The 23738-nt window shown below is 34.6% G+C and carries 22 protein-coding genes and 2 pseudogenes; 21 read left to right on the top strand and 3 right to left on the bottom strand.

Annotated elements, in window-relative coordinates; genetic code table 11:
• The first annotated feature begins 359 nt into the window (after positions 1–359).
• The 6 genes from murD (at position 360) to ACN1AG_RS07620 (ending at position 5692) form a co-directional block, all read left to right on the top strand.
• A complete protein-coding gene (murD, locus tag ACN1AG_RS07645) occupies positions 360–1760 on the top strand; it encodes a UDP-N-acetylmuramoyl-L-alanine--D-glutamate ligase (RefSeq protein ID WP_417904933.1) in 1401 nt (466 codons plus the stop codon).
• On the top strand, positions 1753–2898 hold the full coding sequence (gene ftsW, locus ACN1AG_RS07640) for a putative lipid II flippase FtsW (protein ID WP_417904932.1): 1146 nt from the start codon (positions 1753–1755) through the stop codon (positions 2896–2898). The genes murD and ftsW overlap by 8 nt, the downstream gene beginning before the upstream one ends.
• Positions 2895–3971, top strand: coding sequence for an undecaprenyldiphospho-muramoylpentapeptide beta-N-acetylglucosaminyltransferase (gene murG / locus ACN1AG_RS07635; protein WP_417904931.1), 1077 nt, complete (start codon positions 2895–2897; stop codon positions 3969–3971). The genes ftsW and murG overlap by 4 nt, the downstream gene beginning before the upstream one ends.
• Before the next feature lie 64 nt (positions 3972–4035).
• Positions 4036–4767 carry a hypothetical protein gene (locus ACN1AG_RS07630; RefSeq protein ID WP_417904930.1) on the top strand — a complete coding sequence of 244 codons (732 nt, stop codon included), beginning with the start codon at positions 4036–4038 and terminating at the stop codon, positions 4765–4767.
• 123 nt (positions 4768–4890) lie between these two features.
• Complete coding sequence (locus ACN1AG_RS07625; protein WP_417904929.1) at positions 4891–5055, top strand: hypothetical protein; 165 nt, start codon at positions 4891–4893, stop codon at positions 5053–5055.
• 145 nt (positions 5056–5200) lie between these two features.
• Entirely contained in the window at positions 5201–5692 is a 492-nt protein-coding gene (locus ACN1AG_RS07620; RefSeq protein ID WP_417904928.1) for an IS110 family transposase, read from the top strand.
• Here ACN1AG_RS07620 and ACN1AG_RS07615 read toward each other — a convergent pair.
• Both ACN1AG_RS07615 and ACN1AG_RS07610 read right to left on the bottom strand, forming a co-directional pair.
• The gene (locus tag ACN1AG_RS07615) at positions 5689–5991 is read right to left on the bottom strand and encodes a hypothetical protein (protein WP_417904927.1); all 303 of its coding nucleotides are present in this window, start codon (positions 5989–5991) and stop codon (positions 5689–5691) included. The genes ACN1AG_RS07620 and ACN1AG_RS07615 overlap by 4 nt on opposite strands.
• Before the next feature lie 95 nt (positions 5992–6086).
• The gene (locus tag ACN1AG_RS07610) at positions 6087–6953 is read right to left on the bottom strand and encodes an IS4 family transposase (RefSeq protein WP_417904926.1); all 867 of its coding nucleotides are present in this window, start codon (positions 6951–6953) and stop codon (positions 6087–6089) included.
• A 107-nt stretch (positions 6954–7060) separates the two neighbouring features.
• Here ACN1AG_RS07610 and ACN1AG_RS07605 point away from each other — a divergent pair.
• From ACN1AG_RS07605 to ACN1AG_RS07560, 10 genes and pseudogenes are all read left to right on the top strand, one after another.
• Positions 7061–7466 (top strand): annotated as a pseudogene (locus ACN1AG_RS07605) (transposase); the annotation flags it as partial.
• An 881-nt stretch (positions 7467–8347) separates the two neighbouring features.
• A complete protein-coding gene (locus tag ACN1AG_RS07600) occupies positions 8348–9064 on the top strand; it encodes an OmpH family outer membrane protein (protein ID WP_417904925.1) in 717 nt (238 codons plus the stop codon).
• Between the two features lie 20 nt (positions 9065–9084).
• On the top strand, positions 9085–10539 hold the full coding sequence (locus tag ACN1AG_RS07595) for an NADP-dependent isocitrate dehydrogenase (RefSeq protein ID WP_417904924.1): 1455 nt from the start codon (positions 9085–9087) through the stop codon (positions 10537–10539).
• Positions 10540–10546: 7 nt separating this feature from the next.
• The gene (locus ACN1AG_RS07590) at positions 10547–10834 is read left to right on the top strand and encodes a Na+/H+ antiporter subunit G (RefSeq protein ID WP_417904923.1); all 288 of its coding nucleotides are present in this window, start codon (positions 10547–10549) and stop codon (positions 10832–10834) included.
• A pseudogene (locus tag ACN1AG_RS07585) lies at positions 10831–11824 on the top strand (DUF4040 domain-containing protein). The gene ACN1AG_RS07590 and the pseudogene ACN1AG_RS07585 overlap by 4 nt, the downstream one beginning before the upstream one ends.
• A 138-nt stretch (positions 11825–11962) precedes the next feature.
• Positions 11963–12610 (top strand): heme exporter protein CcmB, encoded by a 648-nt coding sequence (locus tag ACN1AG_RS07580; protein ID WP_367364364.1) that lies wholly within the window; start codon positions 11963–11965, stop codon positions 12608–12610.
• Between the two features lie 107 nt (positions 12611–12717).
• Positions 12718–13149, top strand: coding sequence for a DUF2670 domain-containing protein (locus ACN1AG_RS07575; protein WP_367364363.1), 432 nt, complete (start codon positions 12718–12720; stop codon positions 13147–13149).
• 478 nt (positions 13150–13627) lie between these two features.
• Positions 13628–14155 carry a ubiquinol-cytochrome c reductase iron-sulfur subunit gene (gene petA, locus ACN1AG_RS07570; RefSeq protein WP_341753569.1) on the top strand — a complete coding sequence of 176 codons (528 nt, stop codon included), beginning with the start codon at positions 13628–13630 and terminating at the stop codon, positions 14153–14155.
• Positions 14156–14161: 6 nt separating this feature from the next.
• The gene (locus tag ACN1AG_RS07565) at positions 14162–15358 is read left to right on the top strand and encodes a cytochrome b (RefSeq protein ID WP_417904922.1); all 1197 of its coding nucleotides are present in this window, start codon (positions 14162–14164) and stop codon (positions 15356–15358) included.
• Positions 15359–15564: 206 nt separating this feature from the next.
• Positions 15565–16317 carry a cytochrome c1 gene (locus ACN1AG_RS07560; protein WP_417905612.1) on the top strand — a complete coding sequence of 251 codons (753 nt, stop codon included), beginning with the start codon at positions 15565–15567 and terminating at the stop codon, positions 16315–16317.
• 688 nt (positions 16318–17005) lie between these two features.
• On the opposite strand, the gene ACN1AG_RS07555 is transcribed toward ACN1AG_RS07560, so the two are convergent.
• Entirely contained in the window at positions 17006–19525 is a 2520-nt protein-coding gene (locus ACN1AG_RS07555; protein WP_417904921.1) for a WH2 domain-containing protein, read from the bottom strand.
• A gap of 364 nt (positions 19526–19889) precedes the next feature.
• Between ACN1AG_RS07555 and ACN1AG_RS07550 the strand changes: the two genes are divergently transcribed.
• From ACN1AG_RS07550 to ACN1AG_RS07530, 5 genes are all read left to right on the top strand, one after another.
• Positions 19890–20504: a 50S ribosomal protein L25/general stress protein Ctc gene (locus ACN1AG_RS07550; RefSeq protein ID WP_417904920.1), complete on the top strand. Its 615-nt coding sequence runs from the start codon at positions 19890–19892 to the stop codon at positions 20502–20504.
• Between the two features lie 308 nt (positions 20505–20812).
• Positions 20813–21394 (top strand): aminoacyl-tRNA hydrolase, encoded by a 582-nt coding sequence (gene pth / locus ACN1AG_RS07545; RefSeq protein ID WP_417904919.1) that lies wholly within the window; start codon positions 20813–20815, stop codon positions 21392–21394.
• A gap of 2 nt (positions 21395–21396) precedes the next feature.
• Positions 21397–21822 (top strand): GNAT family N-acetyltransferase, encoded by a 426-nt coding sequence (locus tag ACN1AG_RS07540; RefSeq protein ID WP_417904918.1) that lies wholly within the window; start codon positions 21397–21399, stop codon positions 21820–21822.
• A 101-nt stretch (positions 21823–21923) separates the two neighbouring features.
• Positions 21924–23021 carry a redox-regulated ATPase YchF gene (gene ychF, locus ACN1AG_RS07535; RefSeq protein ID WP_417904917.1) on the top strand — a complete coding sequence of 366 codons (1098 nt, stop codon included), beginning with the start codon at positions 21924–21926 and terminating at the stop codon, positions 23019–23021.
• A 9-nt stretch (positions 23022–23030) separates the two neighbouring features.
• Positions 23031–23699, top strand: a complete 669-nt coding sequence (locus tag ACN1AG_RS07530) for a glutathione S-transferase family protein (RefSeq protein ID WP_417904916.1) — start codon at positions 23031–23033, stop codon at positions 23697–23699.
• The last annotated feature ends 39 nt before the right edge of the window (positions 23700–23738 follow it).

Genomic DNA, 23738 nt, shown 5'->3' with positions numbered 1-23738 from the left:
TAGACGCTGTGGTATAGGTATTTGTAAACTTTCGACAGTTGTGGGATGTCACCCCTACTCGCCATTATGTCATCCCCGCTTCGGTGCGGGATCTAAAGAAAATAGCCAAGAAGGATGTTATACATTTTTAGACCCCTGCATACGCAGGGGTGACATCCGAAGGTGCAGGGAGACACCCTAGGCTATTAAACCGATGTCTTACATCGCATTAATTAGTTTATGTTGAAGAGTTTGCTAGTTCATTAGCAGCAATAAGCCGAGAAAAGCAGCTAAAAAACTGGCATAGATATTGTTTAGTCAAAATGCAGCTAAGTACTGTAAATAGTAAACATAAGTAAAACAAGGTGATCCTAAAAATTATGTCATCATTTCTTTCGCAAAAACATAAGAATATAGGTATAGTTGGTTTAGGTAAGACTGGTATAGCTGCTTGGGAAGTACTGAATAAAGTAGCTAAAGTAATTTGCTATGATCAAGCAAGTAGCAGTCGGGATGCTTTTACCAAAATCTATGGGAGTGATAGTCTTGTTAGCTTATCTGATCTGCAGTGGCAAAATCTTGATAAGATTCTACTGAGTCCAGGTATTCCTTTGTCTCATGACATTGTTACAATGGCTAATTCCCATAATATACCGATAACTTCAGATATAGATCTGTTATTTGAGGAAGTTAAGTTAAGAGAGCCTGAGGCAGCTAATTTCATTGGCATAACTGGTACTAATGGTAAGAGTACTACCACTGCTTTAACCGGTCATATTTTACAATCTTGTGGTTTTGATTATCAAGTTGGAGGAAATATTGGTTTTCCTGTTTTGGCTATGAGGTTAGATAGTAAAGGATATGTATTGGAGCTATCCTCATTCCAATTAGATTTATTAAACAGTTTTAAAGCCAAAATTGTGGTGCTTCTTAATATCACGCAAGATCATTTAGACCGACATAATAATATGCAAGGCTATATTGCTGCTAAAAAAAAGATATTTAATCGAATGGATAAAGATTCATTTGCTATAATTAGTGTTGATAATGAAATTACCAAGAATATTTTTCTAGAATTACAAAAGGAAAATAGAACAAATGTAGTACCAATCTCTATTTATGAAATTCTTAATAAAGGAATATCAATTTGTAATAATATGATTTATGACAATATTTTTGAACCGATTACTATTAATCTCCATAATAATAACTATCTACAAGGTATGCATAATCAAGAGAATATTGCCGCTAGTTATGCAGCTTGTCGAGTTATAGGGGCAAGGCCAGAACAAATAATTGCCGCTATCGGGCTATTTAAGGGGTTACCACATAGAATGCAATATGTTGGTACAGTACAAAAGCTATATTTAAATGTTCCTACGAATATAAATTTTTATAACGATAGCAAAGCTACCAATAGCATGGCTGCCTCTAAATCCATCTCATCGCTTGATAATATATATTGGTTAGCTGGGGGGATAGCAAAAGAAGGAGGGATAACAGAGCTAGAGCCATGGTTTTATAAAATTCGTAAGGCTTATCTTTTTGGTCAAGATAAAGATCTTTTTGCATCATTCCTTAATGGCAAGGTAGATTACCAAATTTGTCAAGATTTAATGGAGGCTTTTAATTCTGCCTTTAGAGATGCAATGGAGGATATGGGGGGTATAAAGAATATTTTGCTAGCCCCGGCTTGTGCTTCCTACGATCAATTTAAAAATTTTGAGGAACGCGGAGAATTATTTATTAAATTATATAATGCTATTATTAATCATGGCTAAAGATAATAATAATGAATTGTCTAACAACTATATAAAATGGTGGTGGCGTAGTATTGACCAGCAAATGATTATTGCTTTAGTAATCCTATTTGTGTTTAGTATGATGTTGGTTACCACATCAGGATCAGCAGTAGCAAATAGAATTGGACTTAATGAGTATTATTTTGCATCTAGACAATTATTCTACCTTGCTAGTGCTTTGTTACTAATCATTTTTTTTTCTTTTTTCTCAAAAAAATGGTTAAAGAGATTCTCAATTCTAGGATTTATTGGTAGTATATTATTATTAATTTTAGTTAGATTTTATGGTTATGAGGTTAAGGGGGCTACTCGTTGGATTAATATTCTAGGTCTCTCTATGCAACCTTCAGAATTTGTAAAACCATTTTTTGCAGTGGTGGCAGGCTGGATATTATCGCTGAAATTTGAAGGTGAATTTCCAAGTTTTTCTATTTGCATAAGTCTTTATAGTATCGTTGCTTTATTATTAATTATCCAGCCAGATTTTGGTATGTTAGTGATGGTTACTGCTGTTTTTGGTATTCAACTTTTTATTGCTGGTATGCCGATATTTTGGATTATACTTGCTGCTTTTATGTTGGTATTTGGGGTTACAGCAGCTTACTTTTGGCTTCCTCATGTAACAAAAAGGATTAATAGTTTCTTGGATCCTGATAGTAGTAGTAATTACCAAGTTGGTAAGTCAATCAGGGCGTTTGAGCATGGAGGTTTATACGGTCGTGGTCCTGGTGAAGGGGCGGTAAAACAAGTATTGCCGGATTCGCATACTGATTTTATCTTTGCTGTTGCTGGTGAAGAATTTGGGGCAATTATTTGTTTAATCATTGTAGGGATATTTGCTTTTATAGTTATTCGTAGTTTACTTAAACTTATTAATGAAGAAGATAAATTTATTCAATTAGCAGCAAGTGGTATTATTTCCCAAATAGGGTTACAAGCAATCGTTAATATTGGTGTAACCTTGAATTTATTGCCAACCAAAGGTATGACGTTACCCTTTATTAGTTATGGTGGTTCTTCAACTCTTGCCATAGCCATTGCTACGGGGATGCTGCTTGGTTTTACCAAACATAAAACCTCTCTTAGTAAATATAAAATTCAAGATATTGACATATGAAGAATATAATTGTTGTTGGTGGTGGTACGGCTGGTCATTTGTTCCCCGCTATTGCTTTAGGTGAAGAATTAATGGAGCGTGGGTATGAGTCGTATCTTATCACCGATGTTAGATGCCAAAAATATTTGGCTGAAGATTTAAAACTTATACCACATATAATAAATTTTAGATTGCCACCTAAAGGTTTATTTAATAAGTTTAAATTATTGATTTCTTTATTAATTATAACTTTTAAGATGTTATTGCTATTAGTGAAGATTAAACCATATGCTATAATTGGGTTTGGTGGCTATCCGACTTTTCCTCCATTGCTCGCTGCAGTATTTTTACGTATTCCTATCATAATTTATGAACAAAATTGCTTTATTGGTAAAGCTAATAGATTTTTCTTAAAATATGCTAGGAAAATTGCTCTTACATATGATGAAACTAAAAATTATAATATTCTTGATAAGAATAAGAAATTGGTTATAGGAAATATAGTACGGGAGAATGTTAAAAACCTGAAAGTTAGGGAAAATTTTAATAATGATATTTTCCGAATATTTATTTTTGGAGGAAGTCAAGGAGCAAAGATTTTCTCTACTTTAGTGCCTGAAGCTATTCAGATATTAGTGCAATCAAATCCTGATATTAAACTGCATATTACCCAACAAGCTTCCCTAGAAGATCATGATAATATTGCTAAAATTTATGCTCAGTTGAAAATTCCATATAAGTTGGCAGATTTTTTTTATGATATGGATCAGCAATATGCCAATCAAGAATTAGTAATATCAAGAGCTGGGGCATCGACTATTTCTGAGCTTTGCTATGTGGGATTGCCGGCGATTTTTATTCCACTACCTTCAGCTAGCGAAAACCATCAATTCTATAATGCCAAGGCTCTAGAAGATAGTGGGGCAGGGTGGTGTTTTGAACAAAGTACAATCACAGCAGAAAAATTAGCCAATAAACTCTTAGTGCTAGTAAAAAATCGTGATATATTAAAAAAAACATCTAATGAGTTATTAAAAAGGAAAAATGATGGTAGTAAGACTTTAGCTGACGCAGTAGAAGAAATAATAAGCTGATTCTTGCAGTTTTAATAATTTTGTGTCATTAATTAATATTAATAGAAAATTATCGGATTAGGTTATGTTAAAGAAAATTATTATTACAGTTTTGGGATTGTTCCTACTTTCAGGTTGTACTGATGGTTTTAGAGGATATTTTAAAAAATCTGCTAATAATAAAATTATAGATACCAAAGGTTTTGAAGGTGGTAAGCGTCCGCCTCTTTATAATAAGAAGTATATATCAACGGCAAAAAGGAACGTCATGGAAGGAAATTTTGATGACGATGATGAAGATTTACTTAGTGAAGATGATACGGAAACAATCAATCCAACTTTAAGAAATCGTCAGATGTATCTTAAGATGGTAAAACAGGATGCAGATCGCAAAAGAAGGCAGAAGTTAAATCAAGACAAAGATTATCCTTCATTGAACTTAGCAAGTGATAGGGTGAAAAAGCGAAATAGTGATGAGGCAAACAGTAAGTTACACAAAGAGCTAGAGCAAATTAAAGCTATGCTGCATGAAACTAAAAAAGATTTAGAAAAGTATAGTTGTCCTGCGGGAAAAAATGCTAAAACACAAAGTGCTGATATGTTACCAATAGAAACAGATAGTCATAAAACAATTAAAAAGCTAGAAACTAATAAAACTAAGAGTGTACTCAATAAATCAGAAATGAAAAGAAAGTTTCTTAGTGAAGATTATGATGATATAAAGGTAAATGACCCTAATGGGAAAGTTGGTAAAAACGACACTAATAATAGAGTTAATGAACAAGAGAAATTCCAGTTACCGCCTCGTGCAATATAAACAACCCTTTAGGATATTTTTTAGACCCGCTACTTTCGCAGTGGTGACATCAGGGATGATACTGAACCTAGTATTAACTTGTTACATCGAACTTAGCTAAAATAAGTAGGAATAGTTGAAGGTATGAGTAAATTTATCCAAGCAAATGGCAGGGTTATATATACCCAGACCCACCTTACTAGAGAGCAAAAAGAAGCTGTCGGGTTACTTTCTATCGGAACGTTCTTAGAGTTTTTTGACTTAACTTATATATTCCCATTATTAACTACGTTAATACTACAGTTGTAGTTACTACCCAGGGATGTCATTCCCGCCGTTGCTAAGAATGATGGTATGGACGAGTAAGTAAAAGAAACTTTACTTACTACCGTGATCACGAATATAATTCGGTCACATAATTATACTATTTAATAATTAAAAAGGAGTCCATACCATGAAAGATATTAACATACTAGGCATTGATTTAGCAAAAACAATTTTTCATATTGTTGCATTAAATAAAGATGGTGAAAAAATATTAGCTAAAAAATTACACAGAGAAGAATTTGAAGACTACATTTTAACAAACATTCCCAAGAATAGTTTATTGGTAATGGAAGCATGTGGCAGTTGTCATTATTGGAGCAATAAGTTTATGGAATCAGGTTTTACAGTAAAATTACTTAAACCATGTGATGTAAAAGCTTTTGCAAAAACTCGGCAAAAAAATGATACAAATGATGCTTTGGCAATAGCAAGAGCAGGAAAAGATCCGGAGTTAAAATCGGTTCGTATAAAAAATATATCACAACAAGAGATTAGTTGGTTACATAAACGTCGGCAACATATTATTAGACAAAGAGTACAATATAGTAATGGTTTAATGAGTGATTTACTTGAATTTGGTTATTACATAAAAATGCTTAGTACAGGACAAAGAGATTAACAAGGTGATAATCGGAGTAAAGATGGTATTATTGGCTTAATAAATTTTGTTATAACTTCCATCCATTTTTCCATCATTTCTTCAATATTCAAAAATATTCTCTGCAAATAATCTAAGCCATACCTGAATAAGGAGATAGACTTTCTACCATGTTTTTTAAGCTTTATAGGTTTGATAGAATTTTGCCATTGACCCACAACATAAGCAAAAGTAAATGCTATAGCAAGTAAACCAAGCAATTTACTAATTCTATCTAAATACGTTAATTCGGGATAAGGATTAGTAAAAATAGCAGACATATATATACTACGAAGAGCAATTAATGTATGAATTCACAGAAATGCAATTTATACATATCCAAAATCTTGTATTAGTTATAGCTAAAGCATTTTTACTAATCCTTATCCCGAATTGACGTTAAATGTATTATATGGGTATTTTCAAAATTGAAGCCCCGCGTCTTAAGGCAAGCAAAAAGGCTTTCTATTTCCCATCTTTTTTTATATATATTTAGTGCTACATGCGGATTATCATTGGTAGCTATGATTACTAATACGCCTTCATCATTACGCAGTGCAGCCACAGATACTTTAGGTCCTTTATAATTCTTACCCAAATATCTTTTTCCTTTAAACAACATATATTCACCATTCTGTAACTTCTTAATTAAATGATTAGCAGTAACTAACTCGTCTTCTGCTCTGCCAATGGTAAGATTGGCTTTGATTCTAATATAAAATGGTATCATTTTATCAGCTAAAAACTTTAGCCATAAATCACCAATAAACTCCCGATCCCCAAGCAATGCTGACATTTTCTCTATGCCAAACACACTCATAAACCTTTCCATTAATTGCTGACGTTCAACGTTATTAGAAGTTCCTGCTTTTGGCAACATATCCCACATAATTGGTATAGCAATGCCTTTATGGCAAATAGATAATACTAAAATATTGATGTCAAGCTTGCCAAATTTCCAATTTGTCCGATCAAGCACTAGTAACCATTGATCAGCATCAATTCCAGCCAACTTCACCAATAACTTGGCTAAGGACGTATATGATAATTCACATTTGGCAAAAAATCTCTGTAATTTCTTATAGCGTGATTCTTGCTTATCTCCTTTTATCGTTAAGGCAAGCTGGGTAAGATTTACATCTCTCACTTGCAGTAATCCTAATATTATTTGTTCTATTAATTTTATGCTTGCAAAACTATTAAAAAAGTAGTCTCCTATTAATTGTGATAACGCTGTAATCATTCTCTTGCCTCTTAAGTCTTCAATAACCTAAGTAATAGAGCTTTGGCTACGCGTTATCTACTATTTTTATTCTCTCCTTAATCTCTTTGTCCTGTACTGAGATAAAAATGAGTAAATCTAAATTTGCCCGTGAGGCATTAAATATAGTAGAAGATGCCAAAAATGCTGGTGTGATTTCAGAGAGAATGTATAAGGAAATGAAGGTAATAGCTGAAGAAATTGCTACGTTATTAATACAAGAATCAGCAATAGATAAACAGCTAATAGCAATAAATAAAGAATCTGAAACAGCTACTTTATTAAAAACAATACCAGGTATTGGAGAAATTAATGCTAATATACTAAGCATAGCAGCTTATGAAAATTATGATGATTGTCGAAGTTTTGCTGCAAGTTTGGGATTAGTGCCTAAGCAAAATAGCACAGGTGGTAAAACAAGTCTTGGATCTATCACTAAGAAAGGAGATAGATATGTTAGAACTATGCTGATACAAGGAGCAAGGTCTATTGCAATCAGAGCAAAAATACAAAAGGATCCTACTGATCATTTAGTGCAATGTGCAAAGAAATTGCTGGAAAGGATGAGCTTTAATAAGGCTGCTGTGGCAATAGCAAACAAATTAGCTAGAATAGCGTATGTATGTGTTACAAGAAAATGTGCATATGCTTGATAGTTGGTGGTGTATATAGATTTATCTGTATTTTATCTATATAAAAAGAAGAAGTAAGTAAATAGGATTTAAGAGGTACGATATAAGCGAAAGTGATTGGAGATAATAAATGGGCATTCCAAAAACAAGTCCGAGATTTTATGTCAAGGCTTTAGAAGCCGTAAGAATGAGTGGATAACTCCAAGGATTGCGTGGAATGCGAAAACTATTATGGCACTAGATGCAGAATATATGACAGCTTATTTTTTTATTACTCCCGCATCATTTTTCTTATTGACTTACTTACTCGTCCATATATGACATCTTCTCGAGTTCTTTTCATGACTTTTAAACTGCCATGAATTATATAACTCAATAAAAACTTGATTATCGAGTAAAAGACAATAAAACATTATTAGATACCAGCTTTCGCTGGGATGACATAATGGCGAGTAGGGGTGACATAAAAGGAGAGGCAGGGAAACACCCTAGGCTATTAAACCGATGTCTTATATCGAACTCAGCTTAGTTATTCAAATTGAATTAAATAGCAAAAAAAGATATTATTCTTGTAAAAACATATTAGTGGAAGAAATTTTTGGTATATACTGCAAAAAATTGAAGAATTTAGAAGAGAAAATTCTATAACGATGTTATCCGAGCTACAGCACATAAGTGTTAACTTAAACAGCCACTATGTCATCCCTGCTTCGGTGCGGGGTCTAAAAAAATAGCATAGAAGGTATGTTAATAGTTTTATATCCCAGCTTTCGCTGGGATGACATAATGGCGAGCAGGGGTGACATAAAAGGAGATGCAGGGGTAACAATAGTGGCTAGTAGAGATGACATCGTTTGTAGGGAATACATCAGTCCTCGTGGAGATGGCATGAAAGAAAATAAAAAATATTATAGCTGGTTAACAATAATATTTTGTTTAATAATTAACTGTTATTCAACTATTTATGCTTCTAATACAAATATTGAAAATAGATTTGCGACAAGAATTGCTATTGTAGATATATACTCTATTCTAGAACATTCTGTAGCAATCCAGTCTATAAGAAAATCTGTAGACCAAATAAGCGAAAAAATTCGACAAGATATATCAAAGAAGGATGGAGAACTAAAAGAAATAGAGAATCTATTAATGGAAAAACGTAACTCTTTAAGTGAATCAGCTTTTGAACAAGAATTTAGTCTTTTTGAAAATAAAATAAATATAGCACAAAAAGAAATACGAGATAGGAAAGTACGTCTTGAGCAAGCCCATGCTGAGGGCATAGGGAAAGTACAAGAAGCAATAACAAAGATTATAAGTGCTTTAGCAGAAAAGTATAATCTTGATCTAGTTATACCTAGTACTCAAATTTTATTTGCTAAAAATAGTCTGAATATTACGCAAGAAGTAATAGCAGAACTAAATAATGAACTAAAACATGTTACAATTAAATACGAATAATTTGTTATAGAGGTTTATCAATGACAGAATTTACTCCTATTACAGTAGCTTATGGTGATGGTATAGGCCCAGAAATAATGCAAGCAGTACTGTATATTTTAAAAGAAGCTGAAGCAAGAATACGTATAGAAATGGTGGAAGTAGGAGAGAAATTATACAAGAAGCATTATACTTCAGGGATAGCACAAGATACTTGGGAATCATTGGCAAGAACTAAAATTCTTCTAAAAGCCCCTATTACCACTCCTTTAGGTGGTGGGTATAAAAGTTTAAATGTAACTCTTAGAAAAGCCCTCTCTCTTTATGCAAATGTTCGCCCTTCTGTCTCTTATGCTCCTTTTGTTAAAACACTCCATCCAAACTTAAATACAGTTATAGTACGGGAAAATGTTGAAGACTTATATGCTGGAATTGAATATCGCCAAACTCACAATGTTTATGAATCTCTTAAACTAATCAGCAGAGTTGGTAGTGAAAGAATTATTAGATATGCCTTTGAATATGCGATAAAAAATAACCGTAAAAAAGTCACATGTTTTAGTAAAGATAATATTATGAAACTTTCTGACGGAATTTTTCATAAAGTTTTTGATGAAATTGCGAGTAGATATAAGCAGATTCAAAGTGACTATTATATAATAGACATAGGCACTGCAAGACTGGCAACTCAGCCAGGATTATTTGACGTCGTTGTAACCTCAAATCTGTATGGGGATATTATATCTGACGTAGTAGCAGAAATTTCTGGATCAGTAGGACTTAGCGGTTCTGCCAATATAGGTCAAAATTATGCTTTATTTGAAGCTGTACATGGCTCTGCCCCAGATATTGCAGATCGTAATCTAGCTAACCCTTCTGGTTTGCTTAATGCAGCAATTATGATGCTAGTTCATATTCAGCAAAAGGATATTGCTGCATTAATAGAAAATGCTTGGAAAAAAACCATTGAGGACGGAGTTCATACTGGGGATATCTATGATGAGAAAATATCTAGCAGAAAAGTTGGAACTAAGGAATTTGCTGATGAAGTAGTGAAAAGACTAGGTTTCAAACCTTCTAAGCTCGCAGAAGCTGCATATTCATCATCAACTGCACAAGAAACTATTGACAAGATATATTCGATTAATACTAAAGAAACTAAAGAATTGGTAGGTAGTGATATATTCATACAGATGGAGGCTTTGACTGCCCATGATGTAGCAGCAAAAATTCAAACTATCAATTTAGGTGACTTAGAATTAAAAACCATAGCTTCCATGGGACTTAAATTATGGCCAAGAGATGAGAGATTTGAACTACTGTCTGACCATTGGTGTTGCCGCTTTATGGCAAAGAAAGATGGGAAAAGAGTAACGCATTTATCTATAGCCCATTTACTTGAAGCTCTAAGTAAGGCAAAAGTAGATTTTATTAAAATTGAAAATCTATTTGAATTTGATGGGAAAGCTGGATATTCGCTTGCTCAAGGAGAATAGAATATTTATGTTTTTTGTTATCGGTTATGGATTAATCTTACTCGGAATTATAGCAATATTTTCCGGGATTGTTGGACTTTTTAGATTTCCTGATTTCTATACAAAAATTCATGCTGCTAGTGTAATTGAATGTTGCGGCGTACCTTTATCACTTGTTGGTCTTGCCTTTTTACAGGATGATTTTACTAGCTCTTTTAAATTAGTTTTTGCCTCTATATTGATTTTAATATTAAACCCGGTATCTACTCATGCAATTGGCAAGGCTGCTTCATTAGGAAAAACTAACCTAAAATGATTGATCGTTTATTTATGATACCAGAAATAATAAATTTTCAACTAGCTAGCTGGTTGCTTATGGTAATCCTTATAATGCTTGCCATCGTATCAATTAAGATTATATTTTGTAATTCTTTATTAGAAACAGTAGTAATAAATTCTATTTTTAGCTTACTTATTGTTTTATCTTATCTTCTTATGGACGCTCCAGACGTGGCAATGACTGAGGTAGCTCTAGGTAGCTGTTTATCTAGTTGTGTATTTTTAGGATTTTTAAGCAAATTGCCAACCATACAAAAATGTAATCCTAAACCAACACGAGTAATAAGTTCATCAATTATATGTGTAATTTTTATAGTAGTGTTAAGCTTTGCAGGACTTGATTTACTAGAATATGGATCTATAGATTCTCCTATGCAAAGTCACCTAACCAAATATTATATTGAAAATACTAAAAGTGATATTGGTATTCCCTCTTTTGTAGCAGCACTACTAGCTAGCTACAGAGGTTATGATACTCTTGGAGAAACGGCAGTCATTTTAATTGCTGGAATATCGGTATTATTGCTATTTTCACAAAAAAGTAATGAACATGCTTAAAGATTTTATCATTATAAAACATTCTACTCTTTTTATCTTACCTTATATATTCTTATATGGTCTATATATTCAAATTAATGGTGATGCATCACCAGGAGGCGGATTCCAAGCTGGGGCTATATTTGCTTCTATGATAATTGGTTTTGATTTAGTTCATGGTCAGTTTAAATTAAAACAATATTTTTCTACTGATTTACTAGTTGGTATGGCTACTATCGGGGTACTTATCTATGCCATGACCGGTATGGTATCAATATTATTTGACGATAATTACTTAAACTACTATTCTCTTGCAAATGACAAATTATTAGCTCAACATATTGGTATCTTTATCATTGAAATTGGCGTTGGACTTTGCGTTGCATCGGTTATGTGTTTAATATATTCTATAATGAGATATACTCGATGAAAATCAAGAATTGCGTCGTCATTATCCAAGATCTGCGGTGCTCACGTACTATATGTACGCTCCGCTCCTCGACTTGGTAATTCCTAGCACTTCATGATTTTGATCTTCGTCTATCAACTCTTCATTTACGAGCAGTATATGTATAAACTAATACAGCTAATAAAATGGGAATACTTAATTCAAAATCGTATTAATAATCTTAGCAAATATCTATTTATATTTTTTTTATTTTGTATTTTCAGCACTGCTTTAATCAATGACCAAGCAGATATTAAGAAATTTGGGGTTATCTTTTCAGTAATTTTTTTACCAATAGCCCTAATTGGCTTCTCTAGTCTAATATTAAAGCAAGATGTGGAGGACGGAAGTTTAGAGCTATTATTATCCAGTTTCAGTGAGAATGAAATTGTTACATCTAAATTATTTGCTATATTTTTTAGTTCACTTACTAGCTCTTTATTAAATATCCCGATAATTTATATTATTTTCGATCTTGATCTAATAACAGTAACCTATCTTTTTATCACTCTAACTTTGCTATTAACTTTGTCCAGTAGCCTACTAGTTTTAATTGGATCTATTCAAAGCTATTTTAGGTCAAATACTAACCTGCTAGCAATATTAATCATGCCACTATTAGTACCCAACATAATACTTACCGGTCTTGTTTTACAAAATCTTGAGAATATAAGCCTAATTTTTGTTATGATTGGTATCAATATGCTTCTTTTACCAACCATATTTTATCTCTCATCATATTTAATTAAGAATATTTACAACATTTAATTTATATTATACACCATACTGACCCCTTCACTAATAAAAAAATTGTTATTTTTTTATTATTCATGTAATTTAGTCATAGTTTTTTAACCATTTTTTGGTAGTTATATATGTGGCAAGCTTTAAGAAGACTAATAGCAGCTAACCCTATGGGGATGTTTTTATGGAGTATCATAGCTAAATGGTACTTTATGATAGCAGTTACCTCTTTGATAGTATTATTTTGGGTAGCCAAGGGTCTTGAACAAATTGGATTTATAAAATATATGACCAATGCTACAACTGAAATTCTTTATACATCTAAATCAATTGCACAAAACTGTACTACAAAATTAGGTCCCAACTTTGAGAGCTTAACCAATTTTTGGAAATGTTTAGGAGACCCACCAAAATACGAGATTAAAGAAGAAGAAACAGGTGAAAAAGCTTTAGAGGATGGATTAAATAAGTTATTGCCTAAAGATAAGACAGTACCAGAAATGCTTCCATATCGCAATCCTTATGATTCTCCTAGAGATTCTACAGATAGTGATGGTAAATAAACCGATGGTAATTACCCCAATTCGGGATAAGAATTGACAAATTCTTATCCCGAATTCGCGTTAATTGAGAATAATCTAAGCAAAATTAGGGTAATACTTCACTGTTAATTGCTGAAGCTATCCTTGATTTTTTGTTATTTTTCCAGTAATCTATTATAAGCTCAAGTATCGATGTAACAAATTAATACTAGGATCAGTATCATCTCCATTAGGGGTGATGTCATCCCATAACTGTTGAAAGTTAGTAAATACAGCTTCTTTATACGTCTATTAGCGAGAAGGCTGTAAGGTGCAACGAAGCAATCCAGTAACACCATTTATCTATAGATTGCTTCGCTTACGCTCGCAATGACGCTGTGGTTTTAGATATTTTAGATCCTGCTACTAAAACAGAGATGACATTGAAGGTAGCGGGGCTATTAAACCGATGTCTTACATCGATATTTGAGATTATTATATTAAATATACTAGTCAGTTTATGTCAAATACTAATGATTATGATAAGGCAACTCGTAGAGATTTTATAACCTTAACTGCCAGCAGTATGGTTGTGGTTGGAGCTGCATGTGCTACTTGGCCTCTTGTTGATTCATTCAACCCTTCAGCGGATGTTCTTGCCCTATCTTCAATAGAAGTGGATTTATCTCACATACAACCAGGTCAAACTCTTACTGTTAAATGGCAAGGTAAACCGGTTTTTATTACTAACAGGACTCCTGAAAAAATTGCTGAAGCAAGAAATGTAAACCTTTCCGAGTTAATAGATCCCGAACTTGATCAAGTACGAGTTAAAGCTGGACATGATAAATGGTTAGTAACTATCGGCATTTGTACACATTTAGGTTGTGTACCACTTGCAAACCAAGGAGATTATGATGGTTGGTTTTGTCCATGCCACGGCTCTCAATACGACTCATCTGGTCGCGTTCGTAAAGGACCAGCTCCTTTAAATTTGGCTGTCCCACCATATGAGTTTATTTCCGATACAAAAATTAAAATCGGATAGTTATTTATGAATGAAACTAATAATCCTAAAAAATCAAACCCCGTTATAGAATGGGTAGACTATAGACTACCTGTTTTCTCGTTCCTTAAACATTTAGGCGAATATCAAACACCCAAAAATTTAAGTTACCTATGGAATCTAGGGTCAATAGCTGGTATCGCTTTAGTAATTCAGATAATCACTGGCATTATTTTAGCTATGCATTACACTCCTCATGTCGATTACGCCTTTGAGAGTGTTGAAAAAATTATGCGTAATGTCAATTACGGCTGGTTAATACGTTATATACACTCAGTTGGAGCATCAATGTTTTTTGCTGCAGTTTATCTACATATCTGTAGAGGATTATATTATGGCTCGTACAAAAAACCTAGAGAGTTGTTGTGGCATATAGGCATAATAATTTTTCTTACTATGATGGCTACTGCTTTCATGGGATATGTACTACCTTGGGGACAAATGAGTTACTGGGGAGCAACTGTAATCACCAATTTATTTTCAGCTATACCTATTATTGGCAAATCGATAGTTACTTGGCTTTGGGGAGGATTTTCAGTTGATAACCCTACACTTAACAGATTTTTTGCTTTACATTATTTATTGCCGTTTATTATAGTAGCTTTAGTACTACTCCATTTAGTAGCACTACATATTCATGGATCAAATAACCCCAAAGGGATCGATGTTAAGTCATCCAAAGATACTATTTCTTTTCACCCGTATTATACGGTAAAAGACTTCGTTGGATTCGGTGTCTACTTTTTAATATTTGCCTTTTTTGTCTTTTACCAACCAAATTATCTAGGACATCCTGACAATTACATACCAGCCAATCCTTTGGTTACTCCAGCTCATATAGTTCCCGAATGGTATTTTCTGCCATTTTATGCCATTTTACGTGCAGTACCGTCAAAGCTAGGTGGCGTAATATTAATGTTCTCTAGTATTTTGTTATTATTTGTTTTACCTTGGCTTGACAGTTCAAAAGTTAGGAGTAGCAATTATAGACCAATGTTCCGCATAGCTTTTTGGCTGTTCATATTGGACTGCTTGACACTTGGGTATCTTGGAGGACAACCAGCAGAAGAACCTTACATTACCTTAAGCCGGTTTGCTGCTACTTATTATTTTTTTCATTTTTTAATTGCAGTACCCCTAATTAGCAAATATGAAAAAACTCTGCCATTACCGGATTCTATATGAAAGACAACAAAATTATACAGGGGCATTTGAAGTTCAGCTTTATAGCAAAAAAGATGTCATTCCTAGCTAAAGGCTTTGCCCGTGTAGATCAGGGGCTATCATTCTTAGCAACGGCGGAATCTATGATATTTAAACCGATGTCATCCCTGCGAAAGCAGGGATATATTATACTTAATGGTCTTTCTTTTCTGTCATGGAGAAACTCTATTATTTGTCTATTCATATTATTACTATCAAACATCTCTATCGCAAACGAAGCACTACCTGCAAAAAAGATTGCTTGGCCATTTGATGGAGTTTTTGCAACTGTTGACAGGAAAGCTGCACAGCGTGGATTCCAAGTATATAAAGAAGTATGCAGTAGCTGTCATGGTCTTTATAATTTATATTATCGTAATCTTAAAGATCTAGGATTTTCAGATGAAGAAATTAAAGAAATAGCCAAAAATTATACTGTACAAGATGGTCCAAGTGATGCAGGAGAAATGTTTGAAAGACCTGCTCTACCCTCCGATCCATTTGTTCGTCCCTACCCTAATGAACAAGCAGCAAGAGCTGCCAACAATGGAGCAGACCCGCCTGATTTATCGTTGATTATCAAAGCAAGACCTGATGGAGCAAATTATTTATATTCTATACTTACTGGTTATAGTGATCCTCCTGAAAATTTTAAACTAATGCCAGGATTAAATTACAACCCATATTTTCCACATAGTCAGATTGCCATGCCAGCTCCCTTGTCAGATGGACAAGTAAAGTATATAGACGGAACAAACTCATCAGTCGAACAAATGGCTATGGATGTTACGACATTTTTACAATGGGCTGCTGAACCTGAAATGGAAAACCGTAAATCCATGGGTTTGAAAGTGATGATGTTCTTAGTAATTTTTATAATTTTCTTCTATATCTCTAAAAATAGAATTTGGAAGAATCTAGAAACAGAAGAGTATAAATAACAAATCTTTAGAAGTAATTTACTTTTTAGTGTAATACCATTTCCCATTATTAACTACGCTATTTAGCACTACAGTTGTAGTACTAATGTCAAAACGATGTCATCCCAGCGAAAGCGGGGATCTAAAACTATTAACATATCTTCTATGCTATTTTTTTAGACCCCGCTACCTTCGCAGGGGTGACATCCGAAGGTGCAGGGGTGAGCATAATGGCGGCAGGGGTGGCATCACCCCTAATGGTGATGATTACTTGAGCCTACTATTAATTTATTACATCGATACTCGAGGTTAGTAATAGAATTAATGTCACCCCTGCGTAAGCAGGGGTCTAAAAATGTATAACATCCTTTTTGGCTATTTTTTTAGATCCCAGCTTTCGCTGGGATGACATAATGGCGAGTAGGGATGACATAACGACGGCAGGGGTGACATCACCCCTAATGGTGATGATTACTTGAGCCTACTATTAATTTATTACATCGATACTCGAGGTTAGTAATAGAATTAATGTCACCCCTGCGTAAGTAGGGGTCTAAAAATGTTCAATTGTACTTCGATCTACTTTTTTTAGATCCCAACTTTCGCTGGGATGACATAATGGCGAGTAGGGATGACATAATGGTGATGATTACTTGAGCTTACTATTTATCCCTACGCCTTCGATGTCATCCCAAATTCGCATAAATCGCTACGCCCTCCCAGATTCAGTACCTTTTTTGATACTAACTGGTTTGGGGGATGGAGGAGGAGCAAGGGGTTTGTCTCCATCTTTTGGGGTCATGGAGAGACTTCCTGCAATAGCTTTTGCTTCTGACTGTAATTTTGGAGGGAATTGTCCTTTTGTCGCATCAACGTTAGCAACAGGGATAGACGGTAACTTAGCCAATTCTCCTCTATCAAGATTTTCCTTAATCTCCTTTAGATGCTTGATGACTTTGTCTCGGTTTTTCTCCCTATCGTCATCGTCCCAAATTTGGTCATCATTAATAAGTTCAATTAGCTCCTCATCGTTGTTAACACCACCCTTCTTAATAAGCATGTTAAGAGTATTTTCATCAACAATTTTGTCCTCAATAAGTTGCACAAGAGCAGCATGTTCAGGTTCATCATCATCATCATGCCATGCCTGATACCTCTTTGCCATAGTCTTATCAAAGTCTTCACCCAGTGGGCTAGGAGAGCGAGGGGGTGTTTTTTGTTTTTTCTCTAGTTCTTCTAGTGCTTTATTTCCCCCTGATTCAGATATCTTTTCTTCCCTAAGCTTTGCCTTCAGTACCATTTCAGTTAAGAAGTTTGCCTTTCCTTCCCCTTGCGTTGCTACTGTTGCTTTGTCATGATCATAACCTGACGGCGAAGGTGGTGCTGGATGGGCTGTTGTGGGTGCTACCTTTTTAAGTTGTATCCCCGTCTTAATTTGAGCAAATAAGTCTCCCCTCTCTTCCCCTTGTCCTTTCGGTGTTGCTACTGCTGCTTGCTTCTGATCTTGACCTGCCGTAGGTTCTACAGCTGGTGGTGGAGCTGGCGGCGGTGGCACACTTCCCTTTGTTTGCTGAGTAGCTTGTGGCAATGGAGGAGGTGGAGGTATATTAATTGTAGGTGGCAACGGTGGAGGCGGTGGCGGCGTAGGTGCTGCCATAGCATTTCCTGCTGCTCGCTGAGCGGCATGTAAACCTTCTATCGGAGGAGGTGGAGGTATATTAGCTGTAGGTGGCAACGGTGGTGGTACTGGTATACTTCCCACTGCTTGCTGAACATCTTGGTTCTGCAACGGCACAGAATGTGTAGGAGGCGGTGGGGCTTGACGCAGCGTTGTATTTTGACCCGGCAACGGAGGAGCTGGAGGTATAGAACCCGGCAACGGAGGAGCTGGAGGTATAGCAGGCTCTGCTGCTTGCTGCACCTCTTGATTCTGCAACGGTGGCTGTGGTGCTTTATATTTAAGAGATTTAGGTGTCTGTTTAGCTTCCTTTCCATGCTGAATATTTTGTGAATCCTGCAATGATATATGGGGAAGGGATGAAGATGAAAGAGATCTTGTTGTAGTGTTTTCTGCTGCTTGATGAATAGTTGGGTTCGGCATTGACGTAGTACGCATAAGTGGCGGAGCTGGAGGTATAGCACTTTCCACTACTTGCTGAACAGCTTGGTTCTGCAATGATGCATATGGAGGTCGTGGTGGTGCTTGGCGTGTAGGTATTATCCGGTCAGGCATTGATGATGACATGGCTTGAGATTTAGTCTGATCTTGGCTTGTAGACAATGGCTGTGAAGCAACAGAAGCTGCTGCAAAAGTGGACTCAAGCTTACTACTTAAGTCTTTTGCTGCTGTTAACTGCTCAGGTGACAGTTTCCTTTTTGTCAGCTTCTCTAATTCTTTATGTAACTTATTTGTTCTAGCTATTGTTGAATCCTCTATGTTTTTACCAGTGATCTCTAATCCCTGATCAACCCTTTTTAATATTTCATTATTGTGGGTTATGTTGTCTTTTAAAATTTGTTCTGGAGTATTTACGAAAACATGCTTGATCTTTACAACAATTTGCTTAAGTTTTTTTATTAGCAAATTTGATGGTAATTCTTCCCGCAATTCTGCTAATTCTTTCTTTATTGAAAGAAGTTCTTTAACATTATCATTAGCCTTTACCAACTTAACTAGGTCTTGTTGTAGGTGTGACAGTCTTATTCTTTCTTGGTATAGTGCCTTCGCTTCATCAGCATTATAAACTTGTGGTACAATTTGGCTAAATTTTTCAGCAGATATATCCAACTTTACTAAGGATTCTCTTAATCGTTTTACCCGTTGTAGTTGTTCTTCTGATAGTTCTTTGGTTATGATCTTATTAAATTCTTCTTGTAACTCTGTATCTATAATTCTCTGTAAAGATAAGTTTTTTTTACCTACATCTCTTAATGTATTGTCAACATGTTTGAGTACAACTCTGTTGGTTCTTCTCTTTTCTTCAGCAATTTCCTCATCATTTTTTATAAAAAGATATTTTACTTGTGGAATTATATGTATAAGTCTTTTAAACCAAGGTAAAGAGGGGGCTTCTTTCTTTAAATTTTCCACTTTTTGTTGTAGATCTCTACTAGCGTCTAGTTGTTTATTAGCCTCTAAAAGATTATCTACAGAATTTATTATACCCCGTAATGTATCTTTTTCCTGTGATAACACGCTTTCTATTTGTTGATCTTTATCTTTCGACATGCAAATACCTCCTTATATAACTTAAACTATCATTTGTGTTATACTCGATAATCAAGTTTTTATTAAGTTATATAATTCATGGCAGTTTGAAAATCATGAAAAGAAGTTGAGAAGATGTCATTCCCGCGTAGGTAGATGAATCTAAAAAATAGCCTAAAAGACTATTTAAACTTTTTTAGATCCCCGCCTACGCTGGGATGACATAAACTGCCATGAATTGTAGCCTTTAGAAAAAAACTTGATTATCGAGTTATAAACACATTTGGTATTGTAAGCAGCTTTAAAGCTGCTTGTCAAATTAATACTTGAATTTTTTAGCATTTAGTACTATCATCTATGCTTTAAAAGCTCTTGGGAGAAAAAGATGAGTGAACTATTAGAACTTGCAGCAGAAATGCGGGAGAAATTTGGTACGGGAGTCGCAAGAGATCTACGTAGGAAAGGTATGATTCCAGCCATGGTTTATGGAGCAGGTAAAGAAGTGCTAGCCGTTTCTATCGAAGAAAAAGAGATAACTAAGCATTATAGAAAACCTGGTTTTATCTCTACAGTTATTCAAATTAAAGTGGGTAGTAAAACGCATAAAGTGTTACCAAAGGCTGTAGAATTGCATCCTATTACTGACATAGTAAGGCATGTTGACTTTGTACATTTAGAGGAAAAGACCCAAAGAATGGAAGTGCCGGTAGTCTATGAAGGTAAAGAAAGAGCTTTGGGAGTTAAAAGAGGTGGATTCTTTAATATAATAAAAAGAACTATAACTCTTGTATGTGATGTCAATAATATACCTAAAAATATTAATATTGATGTTACCAACATGCATATCGGTCAGTCTTTAAAAGCAAAAAGCATTAAACTCCCTGAAGGAGTCCAGCTAGCTAGTAAAAATGATTTTATTATTGCTACTATAATCGGTCGTAAGGGTAGTAAGTCAGAAGGTGAAGAAGCTGCAACTGAGGAAGTGAAGGCAGCGAAGTAGTTGTTTTTGAAGCTACGAGGTAACAAAAAACGATGTCACCGCCATTATGTCATCTCTGCGAAGGCAGGGATCTAAAAAGGTTTACATATTCTTCTTGGCTACTTTTTTAGATACCTGCCTTCGCAGGGATGACATATACGGTGAAACGATGTCATTCTGCGAAAGTAGCGGAATCTAAAACTATATAACATACCTTCTTGGCTACTTTTTTAGATACCAGCTTTCGCTGGGATGACATCGATGCAGGGATTGCATCAACCCCTTAAATATAAATATAAGTGCAAATCGCTCTCTAATGATATTATAATATGCTTAAATCTGAAGACAAAGGGTATATAGTTGTTGTAGGTTTGGGCAATATAGGCAAAGAGTACCAAAATACTCGCCATAATGTTGGCTTTACAGCTGTGGAACGTTTATCAGAATACTATAAATTTTCTTGGAATAGCAAAGATAAATTTCATGCAGAACTTGCACAAGGGATAATAGGTGGACATAAAGTACTATTAGCAAAGCCTCTGACTTATATGAATCTGTCTGGAAAAGCGCTGCAAGCAATATGTTCTTACTATAATGTCAAATTACAGAATATTTTTGTTTTACATGATGATATAGATTTAGAAACTGGTAGAATAAAATATAAATTGGCTGGTGGTAGTGGTGGGCATAATGGTTTAAAATCATTGGATCAGTGTATAGGAAATGATTATCACCGTATAAGAATAGGGGTAGGAAGACCAGCAGCGTATGATGATGTGTCGGATTACGTTTTAGCTTCTTTTTCTAAAGAGGAATATAAAATTATTGTTAATTCCATTGAAGTAATAATGCATAATTTTCATTTATTGCTTTCATGTGAAATGGAAGAGTTTAAAAGAGGCATCGTTTAAATATGAACCAACAATTAACTTGTGTCTATGCAGATGACATGGATGCACAATATTCGAAGATAATGCAGGATGGATTAGATGAACATGCTAAAAACAAGAAGGGTCTTGATGCTGTCCAATCATTTTCCTTCTCGTGTTTTGATAATGATAAAAACTTTGTTGCTGGTATAAAAGGTGTAGTTTTTTATGGTTGTTTATACGTTGGTACGTTATGGGTTTCTGAAGATTTTCGAGGTCAGAATTACGGTACTTTACTAATGTCCAAGGCAGAAAATCTAGCACGAGAGCGTAATTGTAGATTTATGAATTTGTGTACTACCGATTGGCAAGCTAGACCATTTTATGAGAAATTAGGTTTTAAATTAGAGTTTACAAGAAGGGGATATGATAAAGATTCAGAATTATATTTTTTAAAGAAGGATTTGTGATAATCTGAATTCGATATACCTTCCCGCTTTCGTAGGAATGACAGCAAAACTGCCACTTATTACAAAAAAAATAATTCCTATAAACAAATGAATAAAAAATTATGACATTAAAATGTGGTATTGTTGGCTTGCCAAATGTAGGAAAATCAACCCTATTTAATGCCTTAACTTCAAGTATTGCAGCAGAAGCGGCTAATTATCCTTTCTGCACTATAGAGCCAAATTCTGCTATAGTACCAGTGCCGGATGTTAGGCTAAATGAGCTATCCATTATTGCTGGTTCTAGTAAAATTATTCCTACTTACATAGAAGTTGTAGATATTGCAGGTTTGGTAAAAGGTGCTAGTAAAGGGGAGGGGTTGGGTAATAAATTCTTATCTCACATACGAGAAGTCGATGCTATTTTGCACGTACTACGTTGTTTTGAGGATATAGATGTTACTCACGTACATAATAAAATTGATCCAATATATGATGCTGAAATAATAGAAACAGAATTAATTTTAGCAGATCTTGAGTCGGTAGAGAAACGCTTAATAAATGCTGAGAAACGTTTAAAAACAGGTGATAAAACTTTAAAAGACCAAATAGAGTTATTAAAAGAAATTCAAGCAACTCTAACGGTAGGTAAACCGGTGCGTAGCATGATAGGGACTTATAGTAAAGAGGCTTTGGATCAATTACAATTATTAACTTCTAAGCCGGTTTTGTATGCTTGCAATGTACTGGAACAAGATGCAGTTACTGGTAATAAATTTACGGAACTTGTAGCCAAAAAAGCTGGGGAAGAAGGTGCAAAACATGTTATTATTTCATCAAAAATTGAAGCGGATATTGCAATTTTAGAAAGTGAGGAAGAGAAATCTGAATTCTTAAATAGTATGGGTCTTGTAGAAACTGGTCTAAGTAAAATTATCAAAGAAATGTATAACTTATTAGACCTAAGAAGCTTTTTTACTGTAGGTCCAAAAGAAACACATGGTTGGACTTTTTGTAATGGTACGCTAGCCCCTCAAGCAGCCGGTATTATTCATACTGATTTTGAGAAAGGTTTTATCCGGGCTGAGGTTATTAGTTATGAGGATTATATAAATTTTAATGGTGAAGTGAAAGCCAAAGAAATGGGTAAAATGCGTTTAGAGGGCAAGGAGTATAAAATGCAGGATGGGGATGTGGTGCATTTTAGATTTAATGTTTAAATAAGGGATATGAGAAAATTATACCATTATCCTATTTGTCCATTATCACGTCAAGTTCGGGTGTATTTAAAAGAGCTAGATGTGCAGTTTACTATGGTTAAGGAGGATTATTGGCTTCGAGATAAGGAATTTTTGTCTTTAAATCAGGCGGGGACGATACCTGTCTTACAAGAGGCGTCCACCCTAATTATAGCAGGAATTTATCCCATCACTGAGTATTTACATGAAAAATATCCAAATTTTAATTTTATCGATGAAGATATTGATATTAGATGTGAAATTCGTAGGTTGCTCAGTTGGTTTAATGAGAAATTTTACCGCGAAGTAACAAAAATTATTATCGATGAAAAAATAGTAAGATCCTTCTGTCAATTAGGTGGTCCTAGAACCGATTTTCTTAGGGCAGCAAAAAATAATCTATCACATCATTTAAACTATATGTCAAATTTATTTGAAAAGCGTAGCTTTATTGCATCAAATTCTTTAAGTTGTGCAGATATAGCTGCTGCCTGTCATATATCGGTTCTAGATTATTTTGGCGAAATTAATTGGGACAAATGGCTGTCTATTCGTCATTGGTATGCAATCATAAAATCTAGGCCTGGCTTCCGCTCTTTATTACACGACCAAATACTAGGTTTCACCCCACCCGTTTGTTATGCTGATTTAGATTTTTAGTGGTTGCGATACAGTTGCTTTTATGATAGCTTCTAATAG

The organism is Candidatus Tisiphia endosymbiont of Micropterix aruncella (assembly GCF_965178575.1).
Taxonomy (GTDB): domain Bacteria; phylum Pseudomonadota; class Alphaproteobacteria; order Rickettsiales; family Rickettsiaceae; genus Tisiphia.
The sequence above is the reverse complement of the archived record's forward strand: the minus strand, read 5'-3'. Positions and strand labels throughout refer to the sequence as shown.